The sequence below is a fragment of the Pseudomonas sp. WC2 genome (assembly GCF_050586545.1).
Classification (GTDB): Bacteria; Pseudomonadota; Gammaproteobacteria; order Pseudomonadales; family Pseudomonadaceae; genus Aquipseudomonas.
Window position 1 is genome coordinate 131,695 of sequence record NZ_JBOBDR010000005.1, and the last position, 24,153, is coordinate 155,847.

At 59.6% G+C, this 24,153-nt stretch carries 20 protein-coding genes and 2 tRNA genes; 8 read left to right on the forward strand and 14 right to left on the reverse strand.

Going from position 1 to position 24,153, the window contains the following annotated elements; genetic code table 11:
• Window positions 1-107: 107 nt before the first annotated feature.
• Complete coding sequence (locus ACQ4OE_RS07865) at window positions 108-1,949, forward strand: potassium transporter Kup (protein WP_430946387.1); 1,842 nt, start codon at window positions 108-110, stop codon at window positions 1,947-1,949.
• A 161-nt stretch (window positions 1,950-2,110) separates the two neighbouring features.
• On the opposite strand, the gene ACQ4OE_RS07870 is transcribed toward ACQ4OE_RS07865, so the two are convergent.
• Entirely contained in the window at window positions 2,111-2,422 is a 312-nt protein-coding gene (locus ACQ4OE_RS07870) for a DUF3077 domain-containing protein (RefSeq protein ID WP_430946283.1), read from the reverse strand.
• Window positions 2,423-3,059: 637 nt separating this feature from the next.
• Between ACQ4OE_RS07870 and ACQ4OE_RS07875 the strand changes: the two genes are divergently transcribed.
• Genes ACQ4OE_RS07875 through ACQ4OE_RS07885 form a run of 3 tightly spaced genes read left to right on the forward strand, consistent with a single transcriptional unit; the run spans window position 3,060 to window position 5,207 of the window.
• Window positions 3,060-3,827, forward strand: a complete 768-nt coding sequence (locus ACQ4OE_RS07875) for a MarR family transcriptional regulator (protein ID WP_430946284.1) — start codon at window positions 3,060-3,062, stop codon at window positions 3,825-3,827.
• Window position 3,828: 1 nt separating this feature from the next.
• Window positions 3,829-4,527: a hypothetical protein gene (locus ACQ4OE_RS07880; protein ID WP_430946285.1), complete on the forward strand. Its 699-nt coding sequence runs from the start codon at window positions 3,829-3,831 to the stop codon at window positions 4,525-4,527.
• Window positions 4,524-5,207 (forward strand): serine/threonine protein phosphatase, encoded by a 684-nt coding sequence (locus ACQ4OE_RS07885; protein ID WP_430946286.1) that lies wholly within the window; start codon window positions 4,524-4,526, stop codon window positions 5,205-5,207. Before ACQ4OE_RS07880 ends, ACQ4OE_RS07885 begins: the two co-directional genes overlap by 4 nt.
• 196 nt (window positions 5,208-5,403) lie before the next feature.
• Here ACQ4OE_RS07885 and ACQ4OE_RS07890 read toward each other — a convergent pair whose 3' ends face one another.
• From ACQ4OE_RS07890 to ACQ4OE_RS07905, 4 genes are all read right to left on the reverse strand, one after another.
• Complete coding sequence (locus ACQ4OE_RS07890; protein WP_122591483.1) at window positions 5,404-6,699, reverse strand: AcvB/VirJ family lysyl-phosphatidylglycerol hydrolase; 1,296 nt, start codon at window positions 6,697-6,699, stop codon at window positions 5,404-5,406.
• Window positions 6,699-9,338 (reverse strand): bifunctional lysylphosphatidylglycerol flippase/synthetase MprF, encoded by a 2,640-nt coding sequence (gene mprF / locus ACQ4OE_RS07895; RefSeq protein WP_430946287.1) that lies wholly within the window; start codon window positions 9,336-9,338, stop codon window positions 6,699-6,701. Before mprF ends, ACQ4OE_RS07890 begins: the two co-directional genes overlap by 1 nt.
• Window positions 9,339-9,617: 279 nt before the next feature.
• Window positions 9,618-9,694: transfer RNA gene (locus ACQ4OE_RS07900), tRNA-Met, on the reverse strand.
• A gap of 221 nt (window positions 9,695-9,915) precedes the next feature.
• A tRNA-Met gene (locus ACQ4OE_RS07905) sits at window positions 9,916-9,992 on the reverse strand.
• A 280-nt stretch (window positions 9,993-10,272) separates the two neighbouring features.
• Here ACQ4OE_RS07905 and dinB point away from each other — a divergent pair.
• Entirely contained in the window at window positions 10,273-11,334 is a 1,062-nt protein-coding gene (dinB, locus tag ACQ4OE_RS07910) for a DNA polymerase IV (protein WP_122591488.1), read from the forward strand.
• 102 nt (window positions 11,335-11,436) lie between these two features.
• Here the strand turns inward: dinB and ACQ4OE_RS07915 are convergent, their stop codons facing one another.
• From ACQ4OE_RS07915 to ACQ4OE_RS07930, 4 genes are all read right to left on the reverse strand, one after another.
• The gene (locus ACQ4OE_RS07915) at window positions 11,437-12,390 is read right to left on the reverse strand and encodes a hypothetical protein (protein ID WP_122591489.1); all 954 of its coding nucleotides are present in this window, start codon (window positions 12,388-12,390) and stop codon (window positions 11,437-11,439) included.
• 17 nt (window positions 12,391-12,407) lie between these two features.
• Entirely contained in the window at window positions 12,408-14,123 is a 1,716-nt protein-coding gene (locus tag ACQ4OE_RS07920; protein ID WP_122591491.1) for a proline--tRNA ligase, read from the reverse strand.
• Window positions 14,124-14,252: 129 nt separating this feature from the next.
• Window positions 14,253-15,812 (reverse strand): AmpG family muropeptide MFS transporter, encoded by a 1,560-nt coding sequence (locus tag ACQ4OE_RS07925; RefSeq protein WP_122591492.1) that lies wholly within the window; start codon window positions 15,810-15,812, stop codon window positions 14,253-14,255.
• Window positions 15,813-15,855: 43 nt separating this feature from the next.
• Window positions 15,856-16,197, reverse strand: coding sequence for an MGMT family protein (locus tag ACQ4OE_RS07930; protein ID WP_430946388.1), 342 nt, complete (start codon window positions 16,195-16,197; stop codon window positions 15,856-15,858).
• A gap of 176 nt (window positions 16,198-16,373) precedes the next feature.
• On the opposite strand from ACQ4OE_RS07930, the gene ACQ4OE_RS07935 reads away from it, so the two are divergent.
• Window positions 16,374-17,381: a DUF481 domain-containing protein gene (locus ACQ4OE_RS07935; RefSeq protein ID WP_122591496.1), complete on the forward strand. Its 1,008-nt coding sequence runs from the start codon at window positions 16,374-16,376 to the stop codon at window positions 17,379-17,381.
• Between the two features lie 118 nt (window positions 17,382-17,499).
• Here the strand turns inward: ACQ4OE_RS07935 and ACQ4OE_RS07940 are convergent, their stop codons facing one another.
• Window positions 17,500-17,709 (reverse strand): cold-shock protein, encoded by a 210-nt coding sequence (locus ACQ4OE_RS07940; RefSeq protein WP_002554837.1) that lies wholly within the window; start codon window positions 17,707-17,709, stop codon window positions 17,500-17,502.
• Between the two features lie 353 nt (window positions 17,710-18,062).
• On the opposite strand from ACQ4OE_RS07940, the gene dcd reads away from it, so the two are divergent.
• Both dcd and ACQ4OE_RS07950 read left to right on the forward strand, forming a co-directional pair.
• On the forward strand, window positions 18,063-18,629 hold the full coding sequence (gene dcd, locus ACQ4OE_RS07945; RefSeq protein WP_007918616.1) for a dCTP deaminase: 567 nt from the start codon (window positions 18,063-18,065) through the stop codon (window positions 18,627-18,629).
• A gap of 105 nt (window positions 18,630-18,734) precedes the next feature.
• Window positions 18,735-18,944, forward strand: a complete 210-nt coding sequence (locus tag ACQ4OE_RS07950) for a hypothetical protein (protein WP_122591497.1) — start codon at window positions 18,735-18,737, stop codon at window positions 18,942-18,944.
• A gap of 36 nt (window positions 18,945-18,980) precedes the next feature.
• Here the strand turns inward: ACQ4OE_RS07950 and pdeM are convergent, their stop codons facing one another.
• The 4 genes from pdeM to ACQ4OE_RS07970 all read right to left on the reverse strand — a co-directional run bounded on the left by pdeM (window position 18,981) and on the right by ACQ4OE_RS07970 (window position 24,148).
• Window positions 18,981-19,634 (reverse strand): ligase-associated DNA damage response endonuclease PdeM, encoded by a 654-nt coding sequence (pdeM, locus tag ACQ4OE_RS07955; RefSeq protein WP_430946288.1) that lies wholly within the window; start codon window positions 19,632-19,634, stop codon window positions 18,981-18,983.
• On the reverse strand, window positions 19,631-22,120 hold the full coding sequence (locus tag ACQ4OE_RS07960; protein WP_430946289.1) for a ligase-associated DNA damage response DEXH box helicase: 2,490 nt from the start codon (window positions 22,118-22,120) through the stop codon (window positions 19,631-19,633). Before ACQ4OE_RS07960 ends, pdeM begins: the two co-directional genes overlap by 4 nt.
• Before the next feature lie 131 nt (window positions 22,121-22,251).
• The gene (locus ACQ4OE_RS07965; protein WP_122591502.1) at window positions 22,252-23,016 is read right to left on the reverse strand and encodes an ATP-binding cassette domain-containing protein; all 765 of its coding nucleotides are present in this window, start codon (window positions 23,014-23,016) and stop codon (window positions 22,252-22,254) included.
• Between the two features lie 13 nt (window positions 23,017-23,029).
• Complete coding sequence (locus ACQ4OE_RS07970) at window positions 23,030-24,148, reverse strand: succinylglutamate desuccinylase/aspartoacylase family protein (RefSeq protein ID WP_430946290.1); 1,119 nt, start codon at window positions 24,146-24,148, stop codon at window positions 23,030-23,032.
• Window positions 24,149-24,153 lie beyond the last annotated feature (5 nt).

The window sequence follows — 24,153 nt, forward strand, 5'->3', positions numbered from 1 at the left end:
CATAGTGCTTCATTCAAAGAAGCCGGTTCTAAAATCAGGAGTGTTGGATGGGTCAGGCAAGTAGTCATGCGGCAGGCGCCGAGGGTTCGGCCTCCAAGCCGCTGAGCATGCTGGTCGCGGCGGTCGGGGTGGTTTACGGCGACATCGGCACGAGCCCGTTGTACACCCTCAAAGAAGTGTTTTCCGGCGGTTACGGTGTGCCCGTCAATCACGACGGCGTGCTGGGCATTCTGTCGTTGATCTTCTGGTCGCTGATCTGGGTCGTCTCGATCAAATACATGATGTTCGTGCTGCGCGCCGACAACCAGGGCGAGGGCGGCATCATGGCGCTCACCGCACTGGCACGGCGGGCGGCGGGGCATCGCAAGAAGCTGCGGTCGTTGCTGGTGGTGTGCGGATTGATCGGCGCGGCGCTGTTTTATGGCGACAGCATGATCACCCCGGCGATTTCCGTACTGTCGGCGATTGAAGGTCTGGGTCTGGCGTTTGACGGCATCGACCATTGGGTGGTGCCGCTGTCGCTGGTGGTGCTGGTCGGACTGTTTCTGATCCAGCGTCACGGTACGGCGCGGATCGGCATTCTGTTCGGGCCGATCATGGTCACCTGGTTTGTCGTACTCGGTGCCCTCGGTGTGTATGGCATCAGCCACAGCCCGGAAGTGTTGCATGCGATGAACCCGATGTGGGCGGTGAATTTCTTCGTCGTTCACCCGGGGATGGGCGTGGCAATCCTTGGCGCCGTGGTGCTCGCCTTGACCGGTGCCGAGGCGCTGTACGCCGACATGGGCCACTTCGGGCGCAAGCCGATTGCCCGCGCGTGGTTCATCCTCGTGCTGCCGGCGCTGGTGCTGAACTACTTCGGTCAGGGCGCCTTGCTGCTGGACAACCCGGAAGCAGCGCGTAACCCGTTCTATCTGCTGGCACCGAGCTGGGCGTTGATTCCATTGGTCGGCCTGTCGACCATGGCCACCGTGATCGCCTCGCAAGCAGTGATTTCCGGCGCGTTCTCCCTGACCCGTCAGGCGATCCAGTTGGGCTACATTCCGCGCATGTACATCCAGCACACCTCAAGTGACGAGCAGGGCCAGATCTACATCGGCGCGGTGAACTGGGCGCTGATGGTCGGCGTGGTGTTGCTGGTGCTCGGCTTCGAATCCTCCGGCGCACTGGCTTCGGCCTACGGTGTGGCGGTGACCGGTACCATGCTGATGACCACCATTCTGGTGTCGGCGGTGATGCTGCTGCTGTGGAAATGGCCACCGATCCTCGCGGTGCCGGTGCTGCTGGGCTTTCTGCTGGTGGACGGCCTGTACTTCGCCGCCAACGTGCCGAAGATCGTTCAGGGCGGTGCCTTCCCGGTGATCGCCGGTATCGCCCTGTTCGTGCTGATGACCACCTGGAAGCGCGGCAAGCAACTGCTGGTCGAACGCCTCGACGAAGGCGCGCTGCCGCTGCCGATCTTCATCAGCAGCATTCGCGTGCAACCGCCGCACCGGGTGCAGGGCACCGCGGTGTTCCTCACCGCGCGCTCCGACGCCGTGCCGCACGCGTTGTTGCACAACCTGCTGCACAACCAGGTGCTGCATGAGCAAGTGGTGTTGCTGACCGTGGTTTACGAAGACATCCCGCGCGTACCGCCATCACGGCGCTTCGAGGTCGAAGCGCACGGGGAGGGCTTCTTCCGGGTGATCCTGCACTTCGGTTTCACCGACGAGCCGGATGTGCCGCAGGCGCTGAAGCTTTGTCATCTGGATGATCTGGATTTCAGCCCGATGCGCACTACCTATTTCCTCAGCCGGGAAACGGTGATTGCTTCGAAACTTGAGGGCATGGCGCGTTGGCGTGAAGCGCTGTTTGCGTTCATGTTGAAGAATGCCAATGGGAACTTGAGGTTCTTTAATTTGCCGTTGAACCGGGTGATTGAGTTGGGGACGCAGGTGGAGATGTAAGCCTGGCCTCAACCGAAAAGCCCCCGTCAGCCTTGTGGCTGGCGGGGGCTTTTTTGTGGGCGGCAACTTCAGATCAAAAGATCGCAGCCTTCGGCAGCTCCTACAGGTTTCGCATTCCATGTAGGAGCTGCCGAAGGCTGCGATCTTTGATCTTCAAACCTTTACAAGCCTTCAGGTATCTCTGCTTCAGACTCGGTCTTCGTCCGCGCAGGTCGTGGGATCAGCGCTTGGATCACGTCATCAATCAAGGCTTTGCCCATCACCGTCAGATAATGCGCAGCCCAGGCATGGCGGTCGGTGTCTTTGATGAAGGCCGCATCCTCGGCGAAGGATTTGGCGAGGGATAGCAGGTCGGAGGATTGGGATAAAGCATCAGTGATGGGGATGCCGGAGCGGACGTTGAAGAACGCTTGATCCGAGTTGTGGAGGAAAGGGGTGAAGCCGATGGTTTTAAGATCTGATGGATTGTTCATTGTCAGTTCCCTTGATTTCGAGAGCTGCCGCATCCGATACCAAGCGAATGGGTGACAGCTGTGCGCAGGTTGGTAAACCGGGGAATCAAGGAAACCGGCACGCCCGAAAGCGTCCCACACACAGCTGCCATAACACAGGGGCTCGGACGGGATTTCGCCTGAGTCGTGTCGGGTGCGCTGTTGCGCCTTATTCCACCGGGTTACCAAGCCCGATCGCTGAATGGGTCAGCGACGTCCGGAGAGTATCCCTTCGAAAAACAGCGCAATAGAGCGGCAAAGCGCCCGAACACGAGTTTCGGAGTTTGCCTACAAGGTCTGTGGGCGTCATCTGATATTGCGAGACTGGAAGTAAACGATACTAAACGTCACGCACGAACCGACGTGTGCAAAGCATTCAGGTACGTATGACGGCATCAGCGGAACAAGAAGTACAGGATGAACCAGAGGAGCTTCGGATCGAAAAGAAGGCCAGTGAACGATTGCTCATCTTTGATTTTGGCCAAGCAATCAGCCATGACGATGTGAGGGCAAGGTATGCACCGATTAGTGATCGACCCAAGGGCTTGACGACCCGGCCTCGTCAGTGAGACAAGTGTCCACGTTTTATGGAATGTGGACACCTGAGGTTTTGAGCTAAATGAAGAGTCAAGACATTTTACTTTTGTTCAAAATGGCCAGTCTCCACGCTCAGGAAGAGAACCTCTTGGGGGAGATGGAGGCCGAATCGAATTCGGACAGGGTCGAAGAGCTGCTCAGGCCTTATGTCGTCAGCCGAATGACCGCAGGGGCGAGTGTGGGGAAGCCATTGGTTACCTATTCCACTGATGGGGAAGACACAGTCTTCCAGCGCCGCGAACTCGATTCGCCTTTCGCTGATGGGCTAGGCTGGGAGGGATGGGCGGAACCAGCATCTGATCCACCGCTGACAAGTTGGAGCGATCGGTACTCTCTGCGTGCGCTGTCTGCCTCTCTCGGACTGAGCAAAAGCGAAGTCTCAAATGCTCTCGCCCGATGCCGGGAATCCGGACTGCTCATTCATGACTACGACACCGGGCTTGCCAAAGTGCACCGCCGGGAACTGCTGAAAATTACCGAGCACGCGCTGAAGTACTTCTTCCCGGTCAAGCCTGGCGCGATGGTTCGTGGCATACCCACAGGTTTTGCGGCGCCTGCGCTGTCCAAAAGCATCAAGAGTGCGGGTGGTTTGATTCCGGTCTGGCCGGATGCGCAGGGAACCGAGCGAGGCCAAGCGATAGTGCCGCTTTACAAAACAGTGCCGGAAGCGGTGAAAAAAGACCGGATCCTTTACCACTATCTGGCGCTAGCTGATGCAATCCGTCTGGGGGGGCCACGTGAATGTGGTGTGGCAATCAGCATTCTGAAGGCAGGGATGGGGCTGAAATAGCATGTCGTCAAACGCGGATCACAACTACGAGCTCATAGAGTTTGTGGCTCAAAGCTTGGGCAAGGCCTTTCTCGCCGAAGTTGCTTTTGTTGGCGGCTGCACTACCGCCATGCTGGTTACAGATACAGCCGTGCTGGACGACATTCGTTTCACTGATGACGTTGATCTAGTGATCGAGTTGGCCGGTATCAGCGCCTGGAACCATCTCACCGAACGGCTGGCGGCCAAGGGGTTCAAGATCACGGGTGAAGACGAGGTCAATTGTCGTTTTCGCTTCAATGACGTCGTCGTGGATGTCATGCCTTCCGACCCTGCAGTGCTCGGCTATGCCAACCGCTGGTTCGTCGAGGGGCTGGCGAGGGCGGATAAATTTACCCTGCCCAGCGGCACTGTCATCCAGATATTCCAGCCCACGTATTTTCTCGCGACGAAACTGGAAGCTTTCGCCGGTCGGGGAAATGGTGATCCTTATCACAAGGATGTCGAGGACATGATCATCTTGATCGATGGTCGGCCTGAGCTGTTGGAGGAGGTGGGCCATGCTGACAAGGACCTCAAGACGTTCATCACAGAGGGAGTCCAGACGCTGATGGCGCTCGATGGGGTTGGCTACGTGATCGAAAGTTCAGGCTCGGTGCAGGCGAATCCGGGCAGAGGGCAGATTATTCACAGGCGTATGAAAGCGCTGGCCAGCGCATGAGATACCACTCCCGATCAATCACTGGGCAAGCCAGCAGGGCAAATAATGACTATGCCGGAGCGACCTGTGAGGGTGACGGTGGGTTTTTTGTTGTCGCGGATGGCACTTCCAGGCGCGGCAGTGGACAGCTGGCTGAACGCTTCGTAAGCGGCATGTTGGCGGCTCATTCCACACAGATGGAGCAGGGGAGCTATCCTGCAGAGCCCGCAGCTGTTGAGCGCCTATTGGATTCAATACTGTCGGATTTTCGTGCGTCGTTGCCTGCTGATCAGACGGGAGTCATCTGTTACCTGATTGGCTTGGTCGCTCATGGCCGACTCACCGTTGCATACGAAGGTGACTGTTCATGCGGGATTGTGACGCTGGCGGGAGCCATCGATTGGATTACGCCACCTCACTGCAAGGCCAATTGGCGGCGCGACCGTTCGCACTGCGAGTTGGCGCAAGACCCCGCGCGAAATTCGGTAACACGATACTTGAAGATCAATCGGGTTCCGAACCCTGACTTTGTTTGTTGTGCACTGGACGCTGTTGTGCGCTTGGTTTTTGTCACTGATGGCTTTTGGGCGGACTTGACGCAAGCCCAGCAAAGCAGTTTGTTGGCGGCGCCGGATAGCGACATTAGCGTTGGCGACGATGATGTCACGTGGATAGATGTTCAGCTTGGCCAGCAAGACTGAAGAGTTGTCTGAATCCAGCGCCATCCCTTGTAGGAGTGAGCCTGCTCGCGATAGCGGTGTGTCAGTTGGCAAATAGGTGGCTGACTCCGCTATCGCGAGCAGGCTCACTCCTACAGGGGAACGGGTTGATCGTCCGAGATGTAAAAAGCCCCCGCAACTGCGAAGTTGCGAGGGCTTTTTGTAGGGGCGCTTCAGATCACTCTTCGGCGACCGAGTCCTTGCTCTGGCGCTTCTCGATCAAGTCCACCAAGCGCTTGGCCAGCGCCGGGTAGTTCTCGTCGAAGTGGTGGCCGCCGGGCAGTTTCACCGCTTCACCGACTGCAGTCTTGTCCGTGCAGCCACTTTCATCGGTTTCTTCTTCACCGTAGATGCACACAACCTTCGCCGGTGGCAGCTTGGCCATTTCCGGGCCCGTGGCGGCTTCTTTGCCGGCGTTACCCAGCCAGCCTTCGACTTCGATTTCGAAGCTGCCGGTGCGGGCGAAGGCCAGCAGGATGATCGCGTCTACACGCTGCTGCTCGGTGTCCGGCAGGCGGTTGTAGATCGCTGGCAGCACGTCGGCACCGAATGAGTAACCGGTGAGGATGAAGCGTTTCGTGCCCCATTTCTGCCGGTAGTGCTGCATCAGTTCGGTCAGGTCCAGGGCGCTTTGCTCCGGGCTCTTGTGCTGCCAGTAGTAGCGCAGGGTGTCAATGCCGACCACCGGGTAGCCGATCTTGGCCATCTCGCCCGCCACGTCGCGGTCGAGGTCGCGCCAGCCGCCGTCACCGGAGAGGAACAGGGTGACGGTATCTTTGGCTTGACCGGCCGGCACTTCAACCACCGGAATCGCCAGACCGCCGTTGGCCTTGTCGCCGCCGACGAGGATTTTGCGCAGTTCGTTGTTCAGCACTTGCGGCAGGTTGATGTCGTAGTCGCTGATGCTGGTTTCGGCGTTTGGTTGATCGCGCACGAAACCTGCGCTGGCGTCGTCCGGGTTGTCGTTCCAGGCGGCGAGCCAATGGCCGTGGGCGGCAGATTTTGGCAGCAGGTGCGTGCAGCCACCTTTTTCCAGAGCCAGGTCGACGGACACCGCTTGAGCCTTGTCGTCTTTCTGCTCCGCCAACCAGCGCCATGCCAGCACAGCGCCTGGACCGATACCGCTGACCAGAGTGGCCGGGCCGTTCAGTTCACGCAGGCCCGATTGCAGGGCTCGGCTTTGCAGCAGGCAGTCTTTCGGCAGAATCACCTGAACAATTTGCGCCGAAGCGCTGCGGCTCAGGGTGGTCAGTTGTTTTTCAGAGAGTTTCTGGTCGTCGTTGACCGCCACCAGCACCTGCGCCTTGGGCTTGGTGCCGGGAATGACGCGGGTCATGGCGGCGCCGTCGGCCGGGTTGAGCTGTTCGACGGTCGGTTCCGGTGCCGGGCGTTTGAGGTACCAGTAACCGCCGCCGGCAATCACGGCCAGCACGATCAGTGCGGCCAGGATGTACTTCAGGGAGCGTTGAATCATCAGCGTTTCACCAATCCAGTCAAGCCGCCCGCGATCAGGGCAGCAGTGTCGGCCAGCGCCACCAGCGGATCGAGTCCGGCGGGCACGGCCATATAACGGGGTTCCCAGTCAGGCTGGAACTTGTCTTTGAAGCGGCGCAAGCCTTGGAAGTTGTACAGCTGCTCACCACGGCGGAAAACCATCGAGCCCAGACGCTGGGTCAGCGGTGCACCACGCCGGGGTTGCAACCCCGACAGCGGCACCATGCCCAGGCTGAAACGCGCGTATCCGTGACTCTTATAATGTTGAATCAGGCCGACCATCATGAATTCCATGGTCAGCTTGGGGGCGTCCGGGTGTGCGCGCATCAGGTCGAGGCTGGCCAGGTCATGGCTGTAAGTCTCGAGCAGATTGGCGAAGGCCACCGGGCGGCCTTCGAAGCGAATCACCGCGATGCGGAAATGCTTCAGGTAGTCGTCGCTGAAACGGCCGAGGGAGAAGCCTTTCTCACGCACGTTCTTGCCGGTCAGCCACGCATCGGAAATCACTTTCAACTCGTCCATCGGCGCCTGCCCCGGCTCGTGGATCTCCAGCGACAAGCCATCGCGGGTGCCACGGTTCCAGGTGTAACGCAGGTCCTTCATCTCTTTGCCCTTGGCTTCCAGGTCAAAGCGAAGCAGATCGACCCGGGCTTCTTCGCCCAGTTTGATCGCGGTCAGGCCGATGTCCATGTAATACGGCAGGTTCTCCGCGCGCACCTGGTAGAAAACCGGGCGGGCGTGGTGAATATCGCAGAGGTCGCGGAACTGCCAGATCATCTCGGCGCGTTGCTGGCCGGGACCGATCGGGTCGTACAGCGCCACCAGACTGCGGCCACGGCGCGCGTACATCAGGAACGCTTCGTCGTTCTGGTGAAACAGCAGTGCTTTGTCACCGGTCAGTGCGAGGCCGCCGTCGGGTTGTGACGAGGCCATGAGGATTTTTGCGGCGCGGTCGAGTTCGTCCGGCGTCGGCAGGTGAATGACCGGGCGCGCAGTGCGCAGCAGCCAGGTCAAAGCGATCACCAGCAACAGCACGGCGGCGCCGAGCAGCGAACGCAGGCCACGCGGCGCGTCGGCATCAAGGGTGAACTGCCACCACAGTTGATGGCTGTACGGTACGTCTTGATAGGCGAACAGCAGCAGCCACGTCGACGCGCCCAGCACACAGAGGCTGGCCACCAGATACAGCGGCGAGAACGGCAGTTCGGTCAGGCGACTCGGGCGGTAGAACGAGCGACGGAACACACCGAGCAGCGCAGCCGTCAGTGTCATCAGCGTCGCTTCTTCCCAGTCGAAGCCTTTGAGCAACGAGAGCAGGGCGCCGACCAGCAACAGAATGGTGGTGAGCATCCAAGCGGCCGAGAGGCGACGGCGCAGGCCCTGGGCCAGCATGAGGCAGAGCACGCCGATCAGGCTGGCGCCAAAGTGCGAAGCATCAACCAGACGATGCGGGATCAGAAAACCGATGTGCTCCAGACGCGTGTCGATCTCTGGCGTGGCGCCGGAAAACAGCAGCACCACGCCGGACAGGAACACCAGCACCGCCAGAATCGGTGCCGCCAGACCAGACGCTGCACGCATGGTCTGGGTTTGAAACAGGCGCTGGCCTTCATTGATCAGCAGCAATACGCAGGCGACCAGCAGCGGCAGGACCACGTAGATCAGACGGTACAGCAGCAGGGCAGCGGCCAGTGGCGCGGCACCGAGTTTGTCGGCGAAGGCGGCCAGCAGAATCGCCTCGAACACGCCGACGCCGCCCGGCACATGGCTGAGAACGCCCGCAGCCAATGCCAGCAGGTACACCAGCAGGAACGCACCGAACGGTGGTGCGTCCGGCAGCAATAGATAGAGAACGGTGGCGGCAGCGGCGACGTCGAGGGCGGTGATCACCAGTTGCAGGAAGGTCAGGCGACGACCCGGCAGACGCAGGGTGCGGCGGCCAACTCTGACCAGCAGGTTGTCGCGCAACGGTTGTTCCGGCAGGCGCCGACGGTAGATGCCGATAGCCAGTACTACGCCAAGCAACAGTACGACTGCTGCAACTGTGCCGAGCAAACCTTCGGACAGTCCCAGCGCCTGGGAAGCAGCAGGAAGATCACTGAGCGTTGCAAGTGCAGCCAGAGGGGGCAGGGCGCAACCCAGCGACAGACTGGCGAACAACGTCATGTGCGCGACTTCCGACGCGCCCAAGCCTAGTCGTGCATATAAACGGTAGCGGACCGAGCCGCCGGACAGCAGCGACAGACCGATGGCATTGCCGATGGCGAACGCGGTGAAGCCGCCCAGCGCCAATGTGCGCGGTGGCAATTTCACACCGGCATAGCGGCTGGCCGACCATTCGTAGCCGAGCAGAATAATGAAGCCGACTACGGTCGCAGCGAAGGCGCCGAGCAGGGCGGGTTTCGGCACGTCGAGAATCGAGTCGTGCAGCGCATCGAGATCGAGTTCGGCGAGCAGATGACGACAGGCGATCAGCGCAATGGCGAACAGCAGCAACGTCACCGCCAGACCAATCGGTTGTCGGTATTTGCTTAACCGATCCAGCAAGCGCAGACGCTCGGGTTTGATCGGATGTTCCGCTGTGACGGTGTCTTGTGGATCAGACGAGTTGGCGCGCATCAATCACCTCTTGGATTGTGCGCGACAGGATGGAGGTATCCAGCCAAGTTACCAATCCCTGTAGAAAAAAATAATCACAAAATACTACGCCTCTCACCGGGTATCGGCGAGGGCAGTTCCTGGATTGCAGACGTCGTGCCTGCGACACAAGCATAGTCGCAAGTTGGCGAGCCTGAAGATCCCGAGCGGGTCACTGCACATTGACAGATCATTGTTGCGAAAGGACTTTTTCCACAGATACAAAAAAGGCCACTCTTTCGAGTAGCCTTTTTTGATGTTTGGTTGCGGGAGCCGGATTTGAACCGACGACCTTCGGGTTATGAGCCCGACGAGCTACCAGACTGCTCCATCCCGCGTCTGTGTGGCGGCATTCTACAGACGAACGACGGGGTGTCAACCGCTAATCCCGTAAAGGGTCAAATAAGTGCGGAATCGCGTCAAACGGTCGCAGGTGACGCCTTAAGTTTCGGAAATGCAAAGAATTCCTGTTTGGCGATCGCTCTCTATCAAGAAGAGAAATTCACAAAACCAACGCGCACAAAAAAGGCCACTCTTTCGAGTAGCCTTTTTTGATGTTTGGTTGCGGGAGCCGGATTTGAACCGACGACCTTCGGGTTATGAGCCCGACGAGCTACCAGACTGCTCCATCCCGCGTCTGTGTGTCGGCATTCTACAGAGGAACGCCGGGGTGTCAACCCGCAATCTGGATAAAAACTGTTGAGGTTCAATCGGTTAGCGCTTTTTTCCGGGTGTTTGTCACGCTACAGGTCAGGCGGGGCAAGGCTTTCAGCTCTATTGGCGGCCGCTCGTCGATTGAGAAAATAAATTCAAAGGACATTTCCTACCGCCTGGAAAGAACATTCATACCACTGGTGCTATATACAGGTGTGAGTGAGATACTGCTGATCCGGTTCGCCACGTTTCCTTTTCTGACATGACTCAGCGAAAAATCATCCACATCGACTGCGATTGTTTCTATGCCGCCATCGAGATGCGCGATGACCCGCGCCTGGCCGGCAAGCCGTTGGCGGTGGGTGGTTCAGCGGACCGGCGCGGAGTGATTGCTACCTGCAACTATGAGGCGCGGGCTTACGGCGTGCGTTCAGCGATGGCGTCCGGGCATGCGTTGAAACTGTGCCCGGATCTGACCATCGTCAAGCCACGGATGGATGCTTACCGCGAAGCATCGAAAGAAATTCATACGATCTTCAGCGATTACACCGACCTGATCGAGCCGCTGTCGCTGGATGAAGCCTATCTCGACGTGTCCGACAGTGCGCATTTCGGCGGCAGTGCCACGCGCATCGCCCAAGACATCCGCCGCCGAGTCTCCAATCAATTGCATATCACCGTGTCGGCGGGCGTGGCGCCGAACAAGTTTCTGGCGAAGATCGCCAGCGACTGGAAAAAGCCCAATGGCTTGTTCGTGATTACCCCGGATCAGGTCGAAGATTTCGTCAGCGGTTTGCCGGTGAGCAAGTTGCACGGTGTCGGCAAAGTCACCGCCGACAAGCTGGGCAAGCACGGCATCGTCGACTGCTCACAGTTGCGCGAGTGGGGGAAGCTGGCGCTGGTGCGTGAATTCGGCAGCTTCGGCGAGCGATTGTGGAGTCTGGCTCGTGGGATTGATGATCGCTTGGTGCACAACGACAGTCGTCGTCAGTCAATCAGCGTGGAAAATACCTACGACGTTGATCTGCCGGACCTGCGCAGTTGCCTCGATAAACTCCCAGAGCTGCTGGAAACCCTGAAAACCCGCATGGCACGGATCGACAGCAGTTATCGGCCGGGCAAACCGTTCGTCAAAGTGAAGTTTCATGACTTTACCCAGACGACGCTTGAGCAGGCCGGGGCAGGGCGTGATTTGGGCAGTTATCAATTGATGCTGACGCAGGCGTTCAATCGCGGCGGCAAACCGGTGCGGTTGTTGGGGGTTGGGGTGCGGCTGGAGGATTTGCGCGGCGGGTTTGAGCAGATGGAGTTGTTTGAGCGGTAGGTTTGCGGTGTGTGTCAGGGCCTCTTCGCGAGCAAGCTCGCTCCCACATTTGGAATGTATTCCGCCCTGTGGGAGCGGGCCTGCCTGAGAAGCTTCTAGCTGTCAGTTCGGTCCTGGATCCGCCACTAGGCGCCCGGCATCCTTGGTCAGCGACTTGAGAAACTCAGTCTGCAACTCAGGATCATTACGCGTCAGTTCGATCAGGCTTTGTTCCAGTTCGCTGGCTTCTTCTTCCAGACCCAGTTCCGACAGCCGCTTGACCCGGTGCACCCACTGGCTCACTTCGTCATCTTCCAGGTCGTCGTAAATCAGCCCGTGCGCTTCGAGCAACTTGCCGCGCAGATGACTGCTGATCAGCAGCGACGAATCGGAATGCACGTCATCCTTGGCGTCTTCAACGCTGATCTGCAATTTGCCAACATGATTGAGGTCATTTTCGGCAAACGGACTGTCGAGCAGATTCAGGCGCAGTACGCCGTTGCGGTCGGTGGTCATGTCGAAGGTCTGTTTGCCAGCCTTGACCTGCACCGGGCGCTCGCTCCACGGCAGGCTCGAATATTCCGTGCGCTTGTCGCGCTGGACTTCATCGATACCCGCAAGGTTTTGCTGCGCACGACCGTTGGACTGCACGTTCATGAACGGATTGAGCCCGGCGAAACCGTAGCTCAGCCAGTCCTTGGTGACGCTGTCCGGCAAGTTGCCCAAGGCAAATACGTTGACCACGTTCGCGCCGACGCCGCCGACCACCGCCACCACGCCCAGCGGAATCTCGTAGACTTCCCGCCAAGGCTGGTAGGGCGTGTAACGATCGTAACGACGAGTGACTTCGAACTCGGTGACTTCAAAAGTCTTCTGTTCGTTGATCTTCACGCGTCGCTGCGGCAGCTCAAGCGCCTTAGGCTCACCGACATCAATCTGCAGGCTGTGATCGAGCAACTTCCGCTCGACCCGCTCTTCGTGCTCGCTGCGCTGTGACATGTGATTGGCACAGCCGCTGACCAGCAGGGCACCGCACAGGGCGGTGCCACCGAGGCCTAAGGTGTTTCGCTTGAACATGACGTCTCTATCTGGTTTCAGCGGCGGATACGGGCCTGCAGGAAGGACAGTACATCGGCGACCGGCAATGCTTGCGCCTCGCCTTCGGTACGACTCTTGTATTCCAGGTTGCCTTCGGCGAGGCCGCGGTCGCTGACCACGATCCGGTGTGGAATGCCGATCAGTTCCATGTCCGCGAACTTGATGCCCGGGCTGGTTTTCTTGTCGCGATCGTCCAGCAGCACTTCGAAACCGGCCGCCGTCAGTTCGGCGTACAGCTTGTCAGTGGCTTCGCGCACCTGCTCGGTTTCGTAACGCAGCGGTACCAGCGCGATCTGGAACGGCGCCAGGGTGTCGCTCCAGATGATGCCGTTGGCGTCGTTGTTCTGCTCGATGGCGGCAGCCACCACGCGGGAAACACCGATGCCGTAGCAACCCATTTCCAGGGTCACTGGCTTGCCGTTCTCGCCCAGCACTTCGCACTTCATCGCCTTGCTGTACTTGTTGCCCAGCTGGAAGATGTGCCCGACTTCGATGCCGCGTTTGATTTCCAGCGTGCCTTTGCCGTCCGGGCTTGGATCGCCGGCGACTACGTTGCGCAGGTCGGCCACGGTCGGAACCGGCAGATCACGCTCCCAGTTCACGCCGAAGTAGTGCTTGTCGTCGATGTTCGCGCCGATGCCGAAGTCGCTCATCAGCTCGACCGAACGGTCGATGATGATTGGCAGCGGCAGGTTCAGTGGGCCGAGCGAACCGGCGCCGGCGCCAATGGCGTCACGCAGTTCGGCGTCGGTGGCCATGACCAGCGGGTTGGCTACGCCTGGTTGCTGGGCAGCCTTGATTTCGTTGAGTTCGTGGTCGCCACGAATCACCAGCGCGATCAGCTTGCCTTCTTCTTCGGCGCGCACGATCAGGGTCTTGATGGTCTTTTCAATCGGCAGATTGAATTTTTCCACCAGGGCCGCGATGGTTTTGGTGTCCGGTGTATCGACCAGGCGCAGCTCTTCGGTCGCTGCGGCGCGCGAAGTTTCGCGTGGCACCGCTTCGGCCTTCTCGATGTTCGCCGCGTAGTCGGAACCGTTGCTGAAGACAATATCGTCTTCGCCGGACTCGGCCAGCACGTGGAATTCGTGGGAGCCAGCGCCACCGATCGAACCGTTGTCGGCTTCGACTGGACGGAATTTCAGGCCCAGACGCGTGAACACGTTGCAGTAGGCTTCATGCATGCGGTCGTAGGTGACCTGCAGCGACGCCTGATCCGCGTGGAAGGAGTAAGCGTCCTTCATGATGAATTCGCGGCCGCGCATCAAACCGAAGCGTGGACGGATTTCGTCACGGAACTTGGTCTGGATCTGGTACAGGTTGATTGGCAGCTGTTTGTAGCTGCTCAACTCGTTGCGCATCAGATCGGTGATCACTTCTTCGTGGGTCGGGCCCGCGCAGAAATCGCGACCGTGGCGGTCTTTGATACGCAGCAGCTCAGGGCCGTATTCTTCCCAGCGCCCCGATTCCTGCCACAGTTCGGCCGGTTGGGTGCTCGGCATCAACACTTCCAGAGAGCCGGCAGCGTTCATTTCTTCACGAACGATGGCTTCAACCTTGCGCATCACCCGCAGGCCCATGGGCAGCCAGGTGTACAGGCCGGAGGCGAGCTTGCGGATCATGCCGGCGCGCAGCATCAACTGATGGCTGATCACGACCGCATCGGAAGGCGTTTCTTTCTGTGTGGCGAGCAAAAATTGACTGGTGCGCATGGTTGGCCGTTGTCGGTTGCTATGACTGGAAATGACGCAGCAGTGTACCGGCGAGTGTTGCCGACGTACAGGCGTGCGGTCGGTGGGGCAGCACGACGGCGGGATTCCTCCCGCCGTTGGCGAAATCTCTTACGACTCTTCGACGGCAGGCGTCGGAGCCGGCTCGGGCGTGGGTGTCGGGCCTTCGCGGCGGCGTTCCTGAAACCAGTGCACGGCGATCAACACCAGCGTCGGGACGCCGAGCAGTGCGGTAATCAGAAAGAAACTGTGATAACCGAACTTCTCTACCAGGACGCCGGAATAGCCGCCCATCAAGCGTGGCAACAGCAACATGATCGAGCTGAGCAGGGCGTACTGGGTCGCCGAGAACTTCAGGTTGGTCAGGCTCGACAGGTAGGCGACGAACGCCGACGTGGCCAGGCCCGAGCTGAAGTTGTCGAGGGAAATGGTCACCACCAGCATCTGCAGGTCTGGGCCCATGTCGGCGAGCATCACGAACAGCAGGTTGGTCGCTGCCGAGGCCACGCCGCCGATGAACAGAATCGGCAGAATGCCGAAGCGCACGATCAGCAGACCGCCCATGCCGGCGCCGACGAGGGTCATGATCAGACCGAAGATCTTGCTGACACTGGCGATCTGGTCCTTGGTGAACCCTTGGTCGATGTAAAACACGTTGGCCATGACACCCATCACCGTGTCCGACATGCGATACGTGGCGATCAGGCCCAGCAGCAACAGCGCCTGCCAGCGATAACGCAGGATGAAGTCGTTAACCGGTGTCAGCACGGGCGCGAGGCCGCGACGGCCCATGGCCGAGAGGCACAGGCCGGTGAGCAGCGTATAGAGAATGGCGCGCAGGAACGCTCGGTCTTCGAGCAGCAGATCGAGCGGGCTCATGGTGCCGAACAGCACACTGGCGAAGTCGGTGTTGTAGAGCTGGGTGAACATCGCCGGTACGGAGACCAGCAATACGATCAGCACGAACACCGACATCAATTGATGCATGAAGGTGTAGCGCCCGGCCTGCAACTGAGTGCGTAACGGCACGGGCGGCTCGCGCATGAACAGCGTGGTCAACAACGCCGGGATCATCAGTGCGCCGAACAGCACATAGGTGCCGGTCCAGGCCGAGTGCTTGTAATTGAAACCGGTAGAGCCGAAGCCTTCGGCGAAAAACAGTGCCCCGGCGGTCGCCAGCAGGGCAGCCACGCGGTAACCGGACATGTAACTGGCGGCGAGGGCGGCCTGGCGATTGTCTTCGGCAATTTCCAGTCGATAGGCATCGACCGCGATGTCTTGTGTGGCAGAGGCGAACGCGACGACAACGGCAATGGCGATCAGCCAGGACAGGTGTTTCTGCGGATCACAGAAGCCCATGCCGATCAGGCCGAGAATCACCAGCGTTTGCGAGAGCACCAGCCATGAACGGCGACGGCCAAGTTTGCCCAGCAACGGCAGGCGCCATTGGTCAAGCAGCGGTGACCAAACCCATTTGAACGCGTAGGCCAGGCCGATCAGGCTGGCGTAACCGATGGTTTCGCGGGCGACACCGGCCTCGCGCAGCCAGACCGACAGCGTTGAAAACACCAGCATGTACGGCAGGCCGGCAGCGAAACCGAGCAACAACAGCACGAGCGTCGAAGGACTGGCATAGGCGGCGAGCGCGGCGCGCCAGGTTTTACGGGGCATGGGCTGAAGTCTGCCTCAAGATTGCGAAAACAAAGCGCGCACTCTAACCGCTGTGCTCTACCGGACGCCAGCCATGGCGCTGAATATCCACACGATTGTTCAGGACGGTGATGCCTTCCATGCGCAATCTGGCGCGTTGTTCATCCCCCGAAGGGCTGCCCACCGGCAGGCTGATCCGACCGCCGGCGCCCAGTACACGGTGCCAAGGCAGTCTGGTATCGCCGGGCAACTGACTCAAGGTGCGACCGACCCAGCGGGCGGCGCGCCCAAGCCCGGCCAGTTCAGCCAACTGACCATAGCTGACGACTTTGCCTTCGGGCACTTGCGCGAGGGTCGAGTAGAGCGCCGTGCGTCGGATTTGCGCTTCGCTGTCACCTTCATGCATCGGGTCTGTCACGGGCGTGGTTCCTGAGCTTCGTCGTATTGACCCTTGCAAGGGTAATCCTTGGCTGCGCAGTTGAGAAATGAACTCATTGGAAATCGTCCGGTCAGTCCTTGTCAGGGTCTTATTCCTACGGATAATGCCGACCTTTCTCGCAAACCTGAGCCCTCGATTCGCTTATGTTGTCCAGATCCCTGCTGTGCCTTGCTGTTTTCAGTGCGTCCACGCCCCTGCTTGCCGACACCGTCTGGTTGAAGAACGGTGACAAGTTGAGCGGCACCATTACTGTCTTCGACGGCGGCAAGCTGTTGATTCAGACCAAATACGCTGGCGCCGTCACGATTGACTGGAAAGAGGTCAAAACTCTGGACAGCGATCAGCACCTGCTGGTCAAGCAGGATGCCTACACCGGTGAAGTGTCCAAGTCGTTGACCGCCGCGGAAGATGGCAAGGTCACCCTGGCCAACGGCGAAGCGCCTAAAACCGTGGAGCTGGCGAGCATCCAGCAGATTCTCAAACCGAAACCGGTGGTCGAGGATCTGGTGTGGAAGGGCAATGTCGATATGGCCCTCGACTATCAGCGCGCCGAGAAGGACACCGACGACTATGACGTCGGCTTCAAGACCACCGCGCGCCATGGTCGCTGGCGTCACACCGCCGAAGGCGAATACAACCGCGAAGTGCAGGACGACGAAGTCACCACCAACAACTGGCGCGCCGAATATTCCCTCGACCGCTTCCTGACAGACAAATGGTTCTGGCAGGGGCGTTTGAACTACAAGCGCGACCATGTTGAAGAGCTGGCGCGCCAGCGCGTTGTCGGTACCGGTCCGGGTTATCAGTTCTGGGATGACGAACTCGGCGCGTTCTCGCTGGGTTCGCTGCTCAACCGCACCGATTACGAGTACAGCGATGGCGGCAAGGACAACTTCTATTCGGTCGCGATGAAGTGGGACTACAACCGTTACCTGATTGGCAAGAAGGTCGAGTTCTTCACCAACGGTGAGCTCGGTAAGCCACTGTCTGGCGTCGCCGACTACGCACTGGATGCCGAGATGGGCTTGCGCTACAAAGTCACTGAATGGGCGTCGCTCAACCTCAAGGCCGAGCGTGACATCATCAGCGGCACCAACGATGCGGATCTGAGCAAGACCCGTTATACCGCTGGGTTTGGCGTGGCTTGGTAAGCGCCGCAGAAAAAAATCGCAGCCGTGTCGGCTGCGATTTTTTTTGCCTGTACAAAACAGACGCCCACAAAAAAGCCCCGCTTTTAAGGGCGGGGCTCTTTTCTAAAGAAGCTACAAGTTAGATAACTTGTACTTCTTCAGCTTGCATGCCTTTCTGACCGCGGGTAGCGATGAAAGAAACCTGTTGGCCTTCTTTCAGGCTTTTGAAGCCGTCGGATTGGATAGCTTTGAAGTGAACGAACAGGTCGTCACCGGATTGTGGAGTGATGAAGCCGAAGCCTTTTTCATCGTTGAACCACTTAACGGTACCGGTTTGGCGATTAGACATGGTGTAACTCCTTGAACAAAGATAACTGCGACTCAGGAAGAACCCTGGCCGAGACTGAGTGCAAAGAGCAGGAAAAATTCTTGTAGATGGTTGGATCGAAATTCAACATATCGTGTAGAGATTCTCAGTGACACAAGCAACACAGTGGCGCCACCTTAACCCTTTTTCCGGGAAGTGCCAATGCTTCTTGCGAAGGTTTCTCTGATTTAGGGATCGGCGGTGTGACGGTTCGTCGCCAGAGCGCGCAAATCATGGGGGATCGGCGAGATTTGCAGGCCGCACTTTGAACCCGGCGGCGCGCCCGGTAAGATGCCGGACAGAATTTTTCCACCTCGCTATTCAGGACACCCGCCATGAGCATCAAATCGGACAAGTGGATTCGCCGCATGGCGCAGGAACACGGCATGATCGAACCGTTCGTCGAGCGCCAGATGCGTGGCAGCGACGACAGCCGGGTGATCTCCTACGGTGTGTCGAGCTACGGCTACGACGTGCGTTGCACCAACCACTTCAAGGTGTTCACCAACATCAACTCGTCCATCGTCGACCCGAAAAACTTCGACCCGGGCAGCTTCGTCGACGTCCACAGTGATGTCTGCATCATTCCACCGAACTCTTTCGCACTGGCCAGCACCGTCGAATACTTCCGTATTCCGCGCAATGTACTGACCATCTGCCTGGGCAAGAGCACTTACGCGCGCTGCGGCATCATCGTCAACGTCACGCCGCTCGAGCCTGAGTGGGAAGGCCACGTGACCCTGGAATTCTCCAACACCACCAACCTGCCGGCGAAAATCTACGCCAATGAAGGCGTGGCGCAGATGCTTTTCCTCGAATCCGACGAGGAATGTGAGGTTTCCTACAAGGACCGTGGCGGTAAGTATCAGGGCCAGCGTGGCGTGACTCTGCCGCGTACCTGATTCGCCATCCGGCAGATCTCGGGAATTCTTTGGCGGGCAGACACTCTATGGGGTGTACTGCCCGTTTTTGCTTCTGAGAAACGGGCCTTCGCCGAGGAGTGCCTTATGAAGATCGATCCGCATATCACCGCCGAACTGGCAAGGCTTGAGCCCAATCAGGTTGGCGTTTTAGCCTGGTCCTTGCTGGCACACCCGCCCATCAGCATGGCCGGCGGAATTCCCGGTCAGCCTGATCCTGATACCCCGAATGAAGAGCCAACCGAGCCGGGCGTACCAACGCTGCCGGACGAGCCGCCACCAGCGCCTGTCGCCTGACCGCGCTGATCTGTAGGAGCCGAGCCTGCTCTGCTCCTACAAAGGCCATATCTCGTCATCGCCGATGACGAATATCCTGCAATTATTATCTTTTTCGACCTGATAACCCCCGGTGAACGTACCGAACGCGGGCATCAGGCTGATGCGCTCGCTCAGGCGGAAACACGCCAGTCGCAAGCTTTGTCGACCTTTGCCATGCAACCGGTAAACAGGGTGCACGTGGCCGGCCAGTACATGCCGTTCAGGATGCGGATCCGGTTCATGCTGCAGGGCGAATGGCCCCAATAGCATAGGCTCGGGCACTACGCGGATATTCAATGAGTCGGGTGGATCGCCGGCGCGTTTGTCGTGATTGCCGCGAATCAGCGTCATCGGCAAGTCAGCGTGACGCGCGCGCCACTCCGCCAAGGCGCCCAGCGTGCCGGGCGCGTGCGAACCCGGGCCATGCAGAAAGTCTCCGAGAAAAATCAGCTGCCGACAGGGCAGTTTGGCCAGCAGCCGGTCCAGCACAGCGATGTTGCTTGCCGTCGTGCCTTGTGGCACTGGCTGGCCGAGGCTGCGATAGGCCGCCGCTTTGCCGAAGTGCACATCGGCAATCAGCAGCGCTTGTTGCGCGGGCCAGTACAGGGCTTTTTCCGGCAGCAACCAGAGTTCCTCTCCGGCCAACCGCACAGGGTAGGGCGCGCTCATCGTCCATTACCCTTGTCGGCGCTTTTCTCCAGATCACCAACCATCCGTCTGATGCGATCTGCGAGTTTTTCCGAGCTCATGCTTTCACGCATGCGCTCCACCAACAGCGGAAAGCCTAATGGTGTAGGACGTTTGATCATATGCACGTCCAGTTTCATCCCGTTGATCCTTTCCAATGTCTGTTCCAAACGACGAATATCCAGTTCTTCCCGTAGGACTTCTTCCCCGGCCTGCGCCAGCAACAGGTTGTCGGCGTCGTACTGCTTGAACACCTGGAAGAACAATCCGCTGGACGCCTGCACTTGGCGGGTGCTTTTCGGTGCGCCGGGATAGCCAGCGAAAACCAGTCCGGCGATCCGCGCAATCTCGCGGAAACGCCGCAGGGCCAGTTCGCCGGCGTTCAGGCTGGCCAGGACATCCACTAATAAATCATCGGCCTTGAACAGCTCGGCATTCAGATGTTCGGCCCAGTCGATTGGCGTGGCGCTGAGCAACTCCAGGCCGTAATCGTTCACTGCGATGGAAAACGTTACGGGCTCGCGTTGACTGACGCGCCACGCCAGCAGGCTTGCCAGTCCCAAATGCACCTGGCGTCCGGCAAAGGGATAAAGGAAAAAGTGCCAGCCCTCGCGGGACTTCAGAACCTCGGCCAGCAGATTGTCGGTCGTCGGCAAGCCTGACCAGCGCACCTGGGTTTCCAGCAACGGTCGCAAGGCCTGCATTTCCGGGCCGTTGAACGCGCCTTGCGTGGCTTCGCTAAAACGCCTGACCACGGCTTCGGCCAATTCATTGGAAAGTGGCATGCGCCCACCATTCCACCTCGGTACCGCAGCTTTCTTCGCGGTGCTGCGTTTGACGTAGGCCGTCATGTTTTCCACCCGCACCAGCTCGAGCAGACGTCCGGCAAAGAGAAAGCCGTCGCCCGGTTTCAGTCGGGCAATAAAGCCTTCCTCAACGCTGCCCAACTGCTTGCCACCGCCGCCCTTGCTCCAGAATTTTAGGTTGATGCTGGCGTCACTGACGATGGTGCCGATGCTCATGCGGTGGCGCCGCGCCAAACGCGCGTCGGGCACGCGCCAGACGCCGTGTTCGTCTGGCTCGACCCGGCGATAGTCCGGATAGGCTGTCAGAGACATCCCACCGTGGCGTACGAAAGCCAGCGCCCACGCCCAATCGGCAAGGGTCAGGTCGCGATAAGCCCACGCCAGGCGAACTTCTTCGTACAGCTCATCGGGTAAAAATCCACCGCCCAACGCCATGCTGACCAGATGCTGGACCAGTACATCCAGCGGTTTGTAGGGTGACAGGCGCGGTTCGATGCGCCGTTGTTCGACGGCATCGCGGGCTGCAGCGGCTTCGATCAGTTCCAGGCTGTGCGTCGGCACCAGCGTCACCCGCGAGGTACGCCCCGGTGCGTGCCCCGAGCGCCCGGCGCGCTGCATCAACCGCGCGACACCTTTGGCCGAGCCGATCTGCAGGACGCGCTCCACGGGCAGGAAGTCGACGCCCAAATCCAGACTCGACGTGCAGACCACCGCTTTCAGTTGCCCGTCTTTCAAGGCTTTTTCCACCCAGTCGCGGGTGTCGCGTGACAATGAACTGTGATGCAAAGCAATTAACCCGGCCCAGTCTGGCCGCGCCTCCAGCAGTGCCTGATACCAGATTTCCGACTGCGCGCGAGTGTTGGTGAACACCAAGGTGCTGGCACAGGCATCCAGTTCGGCGACGACTTGCGGGAGCATCTTCAGACCGATGTGCCCGGCCCACGGAAAACGCTCAATCGCTGGTGGGAGGAGGGTGTCGACCTTCAGCGATTTTTCGCTTTGCCCCTGAATGCTGACGCCGCCGCCCTGTGGGATAAGCACTTGTTCGGCGTGGGATTGATTACCGAGGGTGGCGGACACGCCCCAGACGATCAGCTCCGGTTGCCAATGCCGCAGCCGGGCGAGTGCCAGTTGCAGTTGCACGCCGCGTTTGTTGCCGAGCAATTCATGCCATTCATCGACGACGATCATGCGCAGCGTCGACAGCGCCACCTGTGCATCGGCGCGGGCCAGCAGCAAGGTCAGGCTTTCCGGCGTGGTGATCAGCGTGGTCGGCAAGCGTCGGCTCTGCCGGGCGCGTTCGCTGCTGCTGGTGTCACCGGTGCGCAGGCCGATGCTCCACGGGATCTGCAGATCTTCAATGGGCGTTTGCAGGGCTCGCGCGGTGTCGGCGGCGAGGGCGCGCATGGGGGTGATCCACAGGACCGTCAGCGGTTCGGCGGGCGCCTTGCGTTTACGGGGTGGCGCATCGACGGCAAGGGTTTTGGCGAAGCGATTGAGGGCGGCGAACCACACAGCGTAGGTTTTACCGGCGCCGGTGCTGGCGTGGAGCAGGCCGGATTCGCCATTTTTCACCGCCGTCCACACCTGTTTCTGAAAGGCAAACGGCTTCCAGTCGCGGGCGCTGAACCAGGTTTTTGCGTGGTCGGGGGATTTCGCCATGCGAACTGCGCGCGCTCTGGAGGTGTTCTTCCAGTGACCACGGAGCGGGCGGACAAGTTTGATTTTTGTAGGCGATGAAAAACGAGTGTGGGAGCGAGCAACCTCGCTCCCACAGGGTTTTGTGTTGACCGTTATTTCAGGTTACCGCTCAGAAACTGCTTCAGACGTTCGCTCTTCGGGTTGCCCAGCACATCTTCGGGCGCACCTTCTTCCTCAACCAGACCCTGATGCAGGAACAGCACCTGGCTGGAAACCTTGCGCGCAAAGCTCATCTCATGGGTCACCATGATCATCGTCCGGCCTTCCTCGGCCAGACCTTGAATCACCTTCAACACTTCCCCCACCAGTTCCGGGTCGAGCGCCGACGTCGGCTCATCGAACAACATCACCTCCGGCTCCATCGCCAGCGCCCGGGCAATCGCCACGCGCTGTTGCTGACCGCCAGAAAGAAACGCCGGGTATTGATCCGCTACCCGCGCCGGCAAGCCGACCTTGTCCAGATACCGTCGGGCGCGGTCTTCGGCTTCCTGTTTGCTGCAACCCAGCACCCGGCGCGGAGCCATGGTGATGTTTTCCAGCACGGTCATGTGGCTCCACAGATTGAAATGCTGAAAGACCATCGCCAGGCGCGTGCGCAGGCGCTGCAGTTCATCGGCGTCGGCGACGTGCATGCCGTGGCGGTCGGTGACCATACGGATCGTCTGGCCATCGAGGCTCATGGCGCCGTCGTTGGGTTGTTCGAGAAAATTGATGCAGCGCAAAAAGGTGCTTTTGCCCGAACCGCTGGCGCCGATCAGGCTGATCACGTCGCCGGTCTTGGCCTTGAGCGAAACGCCTTTGAGCACCTGATGATCGCCATAGCTTTTGTGCAGGCCTTCAACGGTCAGTTTGTACATGGGACAGACATCCTCAAGGCGAAAGTAGGTAGCCGCTGCGATAGGCTTCGGTGCCGGCAACGTGGGCGATGACCATGCCCGCCGTGGCCATGCGCCGCAGCGAACGGGCGTACATCAGCCCGGCCGTCGCGCAATGAATGGGGGTGATCCGGTCGTGGATCGGGTCGATGATTTCGGCGATCTGTTGCCCGGCTTCCAGGTATTGGCCGGCTACCGCCGTGAACACCAGCAAGCCACCGACCGGCGTGGTCACCGGTTCCACACCCGCCAGTGGCGTGGCGGGATAGGGCAACGGCGGCTGCGGTTTGGTCTCGCCGACGATTGCATCGGACTGAATCAGATAGTCGATCAGCGCTTGGCAATCACGGCTGGCCATCGGGTGATTGACGTCCCCTTGGCCGCGCAACTCGATGGTCACCGAAAAACTGCCGAGGGGAATCTCGAAGTGTTCGCCGAAGCGCTCTTTCAATTGCCACCACAGCAGGGTGAAGCATTCGTCGAACGACTGGCCGCCAGAATCGGTGGCCAGCAGGCTCGCCTGCGCCTCGATGTAACGGGCCAAAGGTTCGACCTGCGGCCACGCTTCGGGCGTGGTGTAGAGATGCACCACCGATTCGAAATCGCAGTGCAAGTCCAGCACCATGTCAGCGTCGCAGGCCAGTCGCTGCAGGGTCAGGCGCTGGGATTGCAGCTGTGTGGTGGCGGTCTGGCGGGCGAGGGCGGCGCGCAGATGGGTGCGGATCAGTTCGAGGTTTCGCTGCGGATCGTCGCTCAGTTTGCCCTCGATCGCGTTGCCGATTTCCTCGCTGAGGTCGACGAACCAGCGGTTGAAGTTCTGCCCGCTCTCCAGTTCGTAGCGGCCCAGCGGCACGTCCATCAGCACTTGTTCGAGGCCGATCGGGTTGGCCACCGGCACCAGCACGATTTCACTGCGCAGGCGGCCGGCGGCTTCCAGCTCCGCCAGGCGCTGCTTGAGGTGCCAGGCGACGAGCATGCCGGGCAGTTCGTCGGCATGCAGCGAAGACTGAATGTAGACCTTGCCCTTGGCCTGCTCCGGGCCGAAGTGGAAGCTGTGGATCTGTCGAGCGGTTCCCGGCAGCGGGGCCAGCAGGTCATGGATCAGGTGGCGCATTTTTT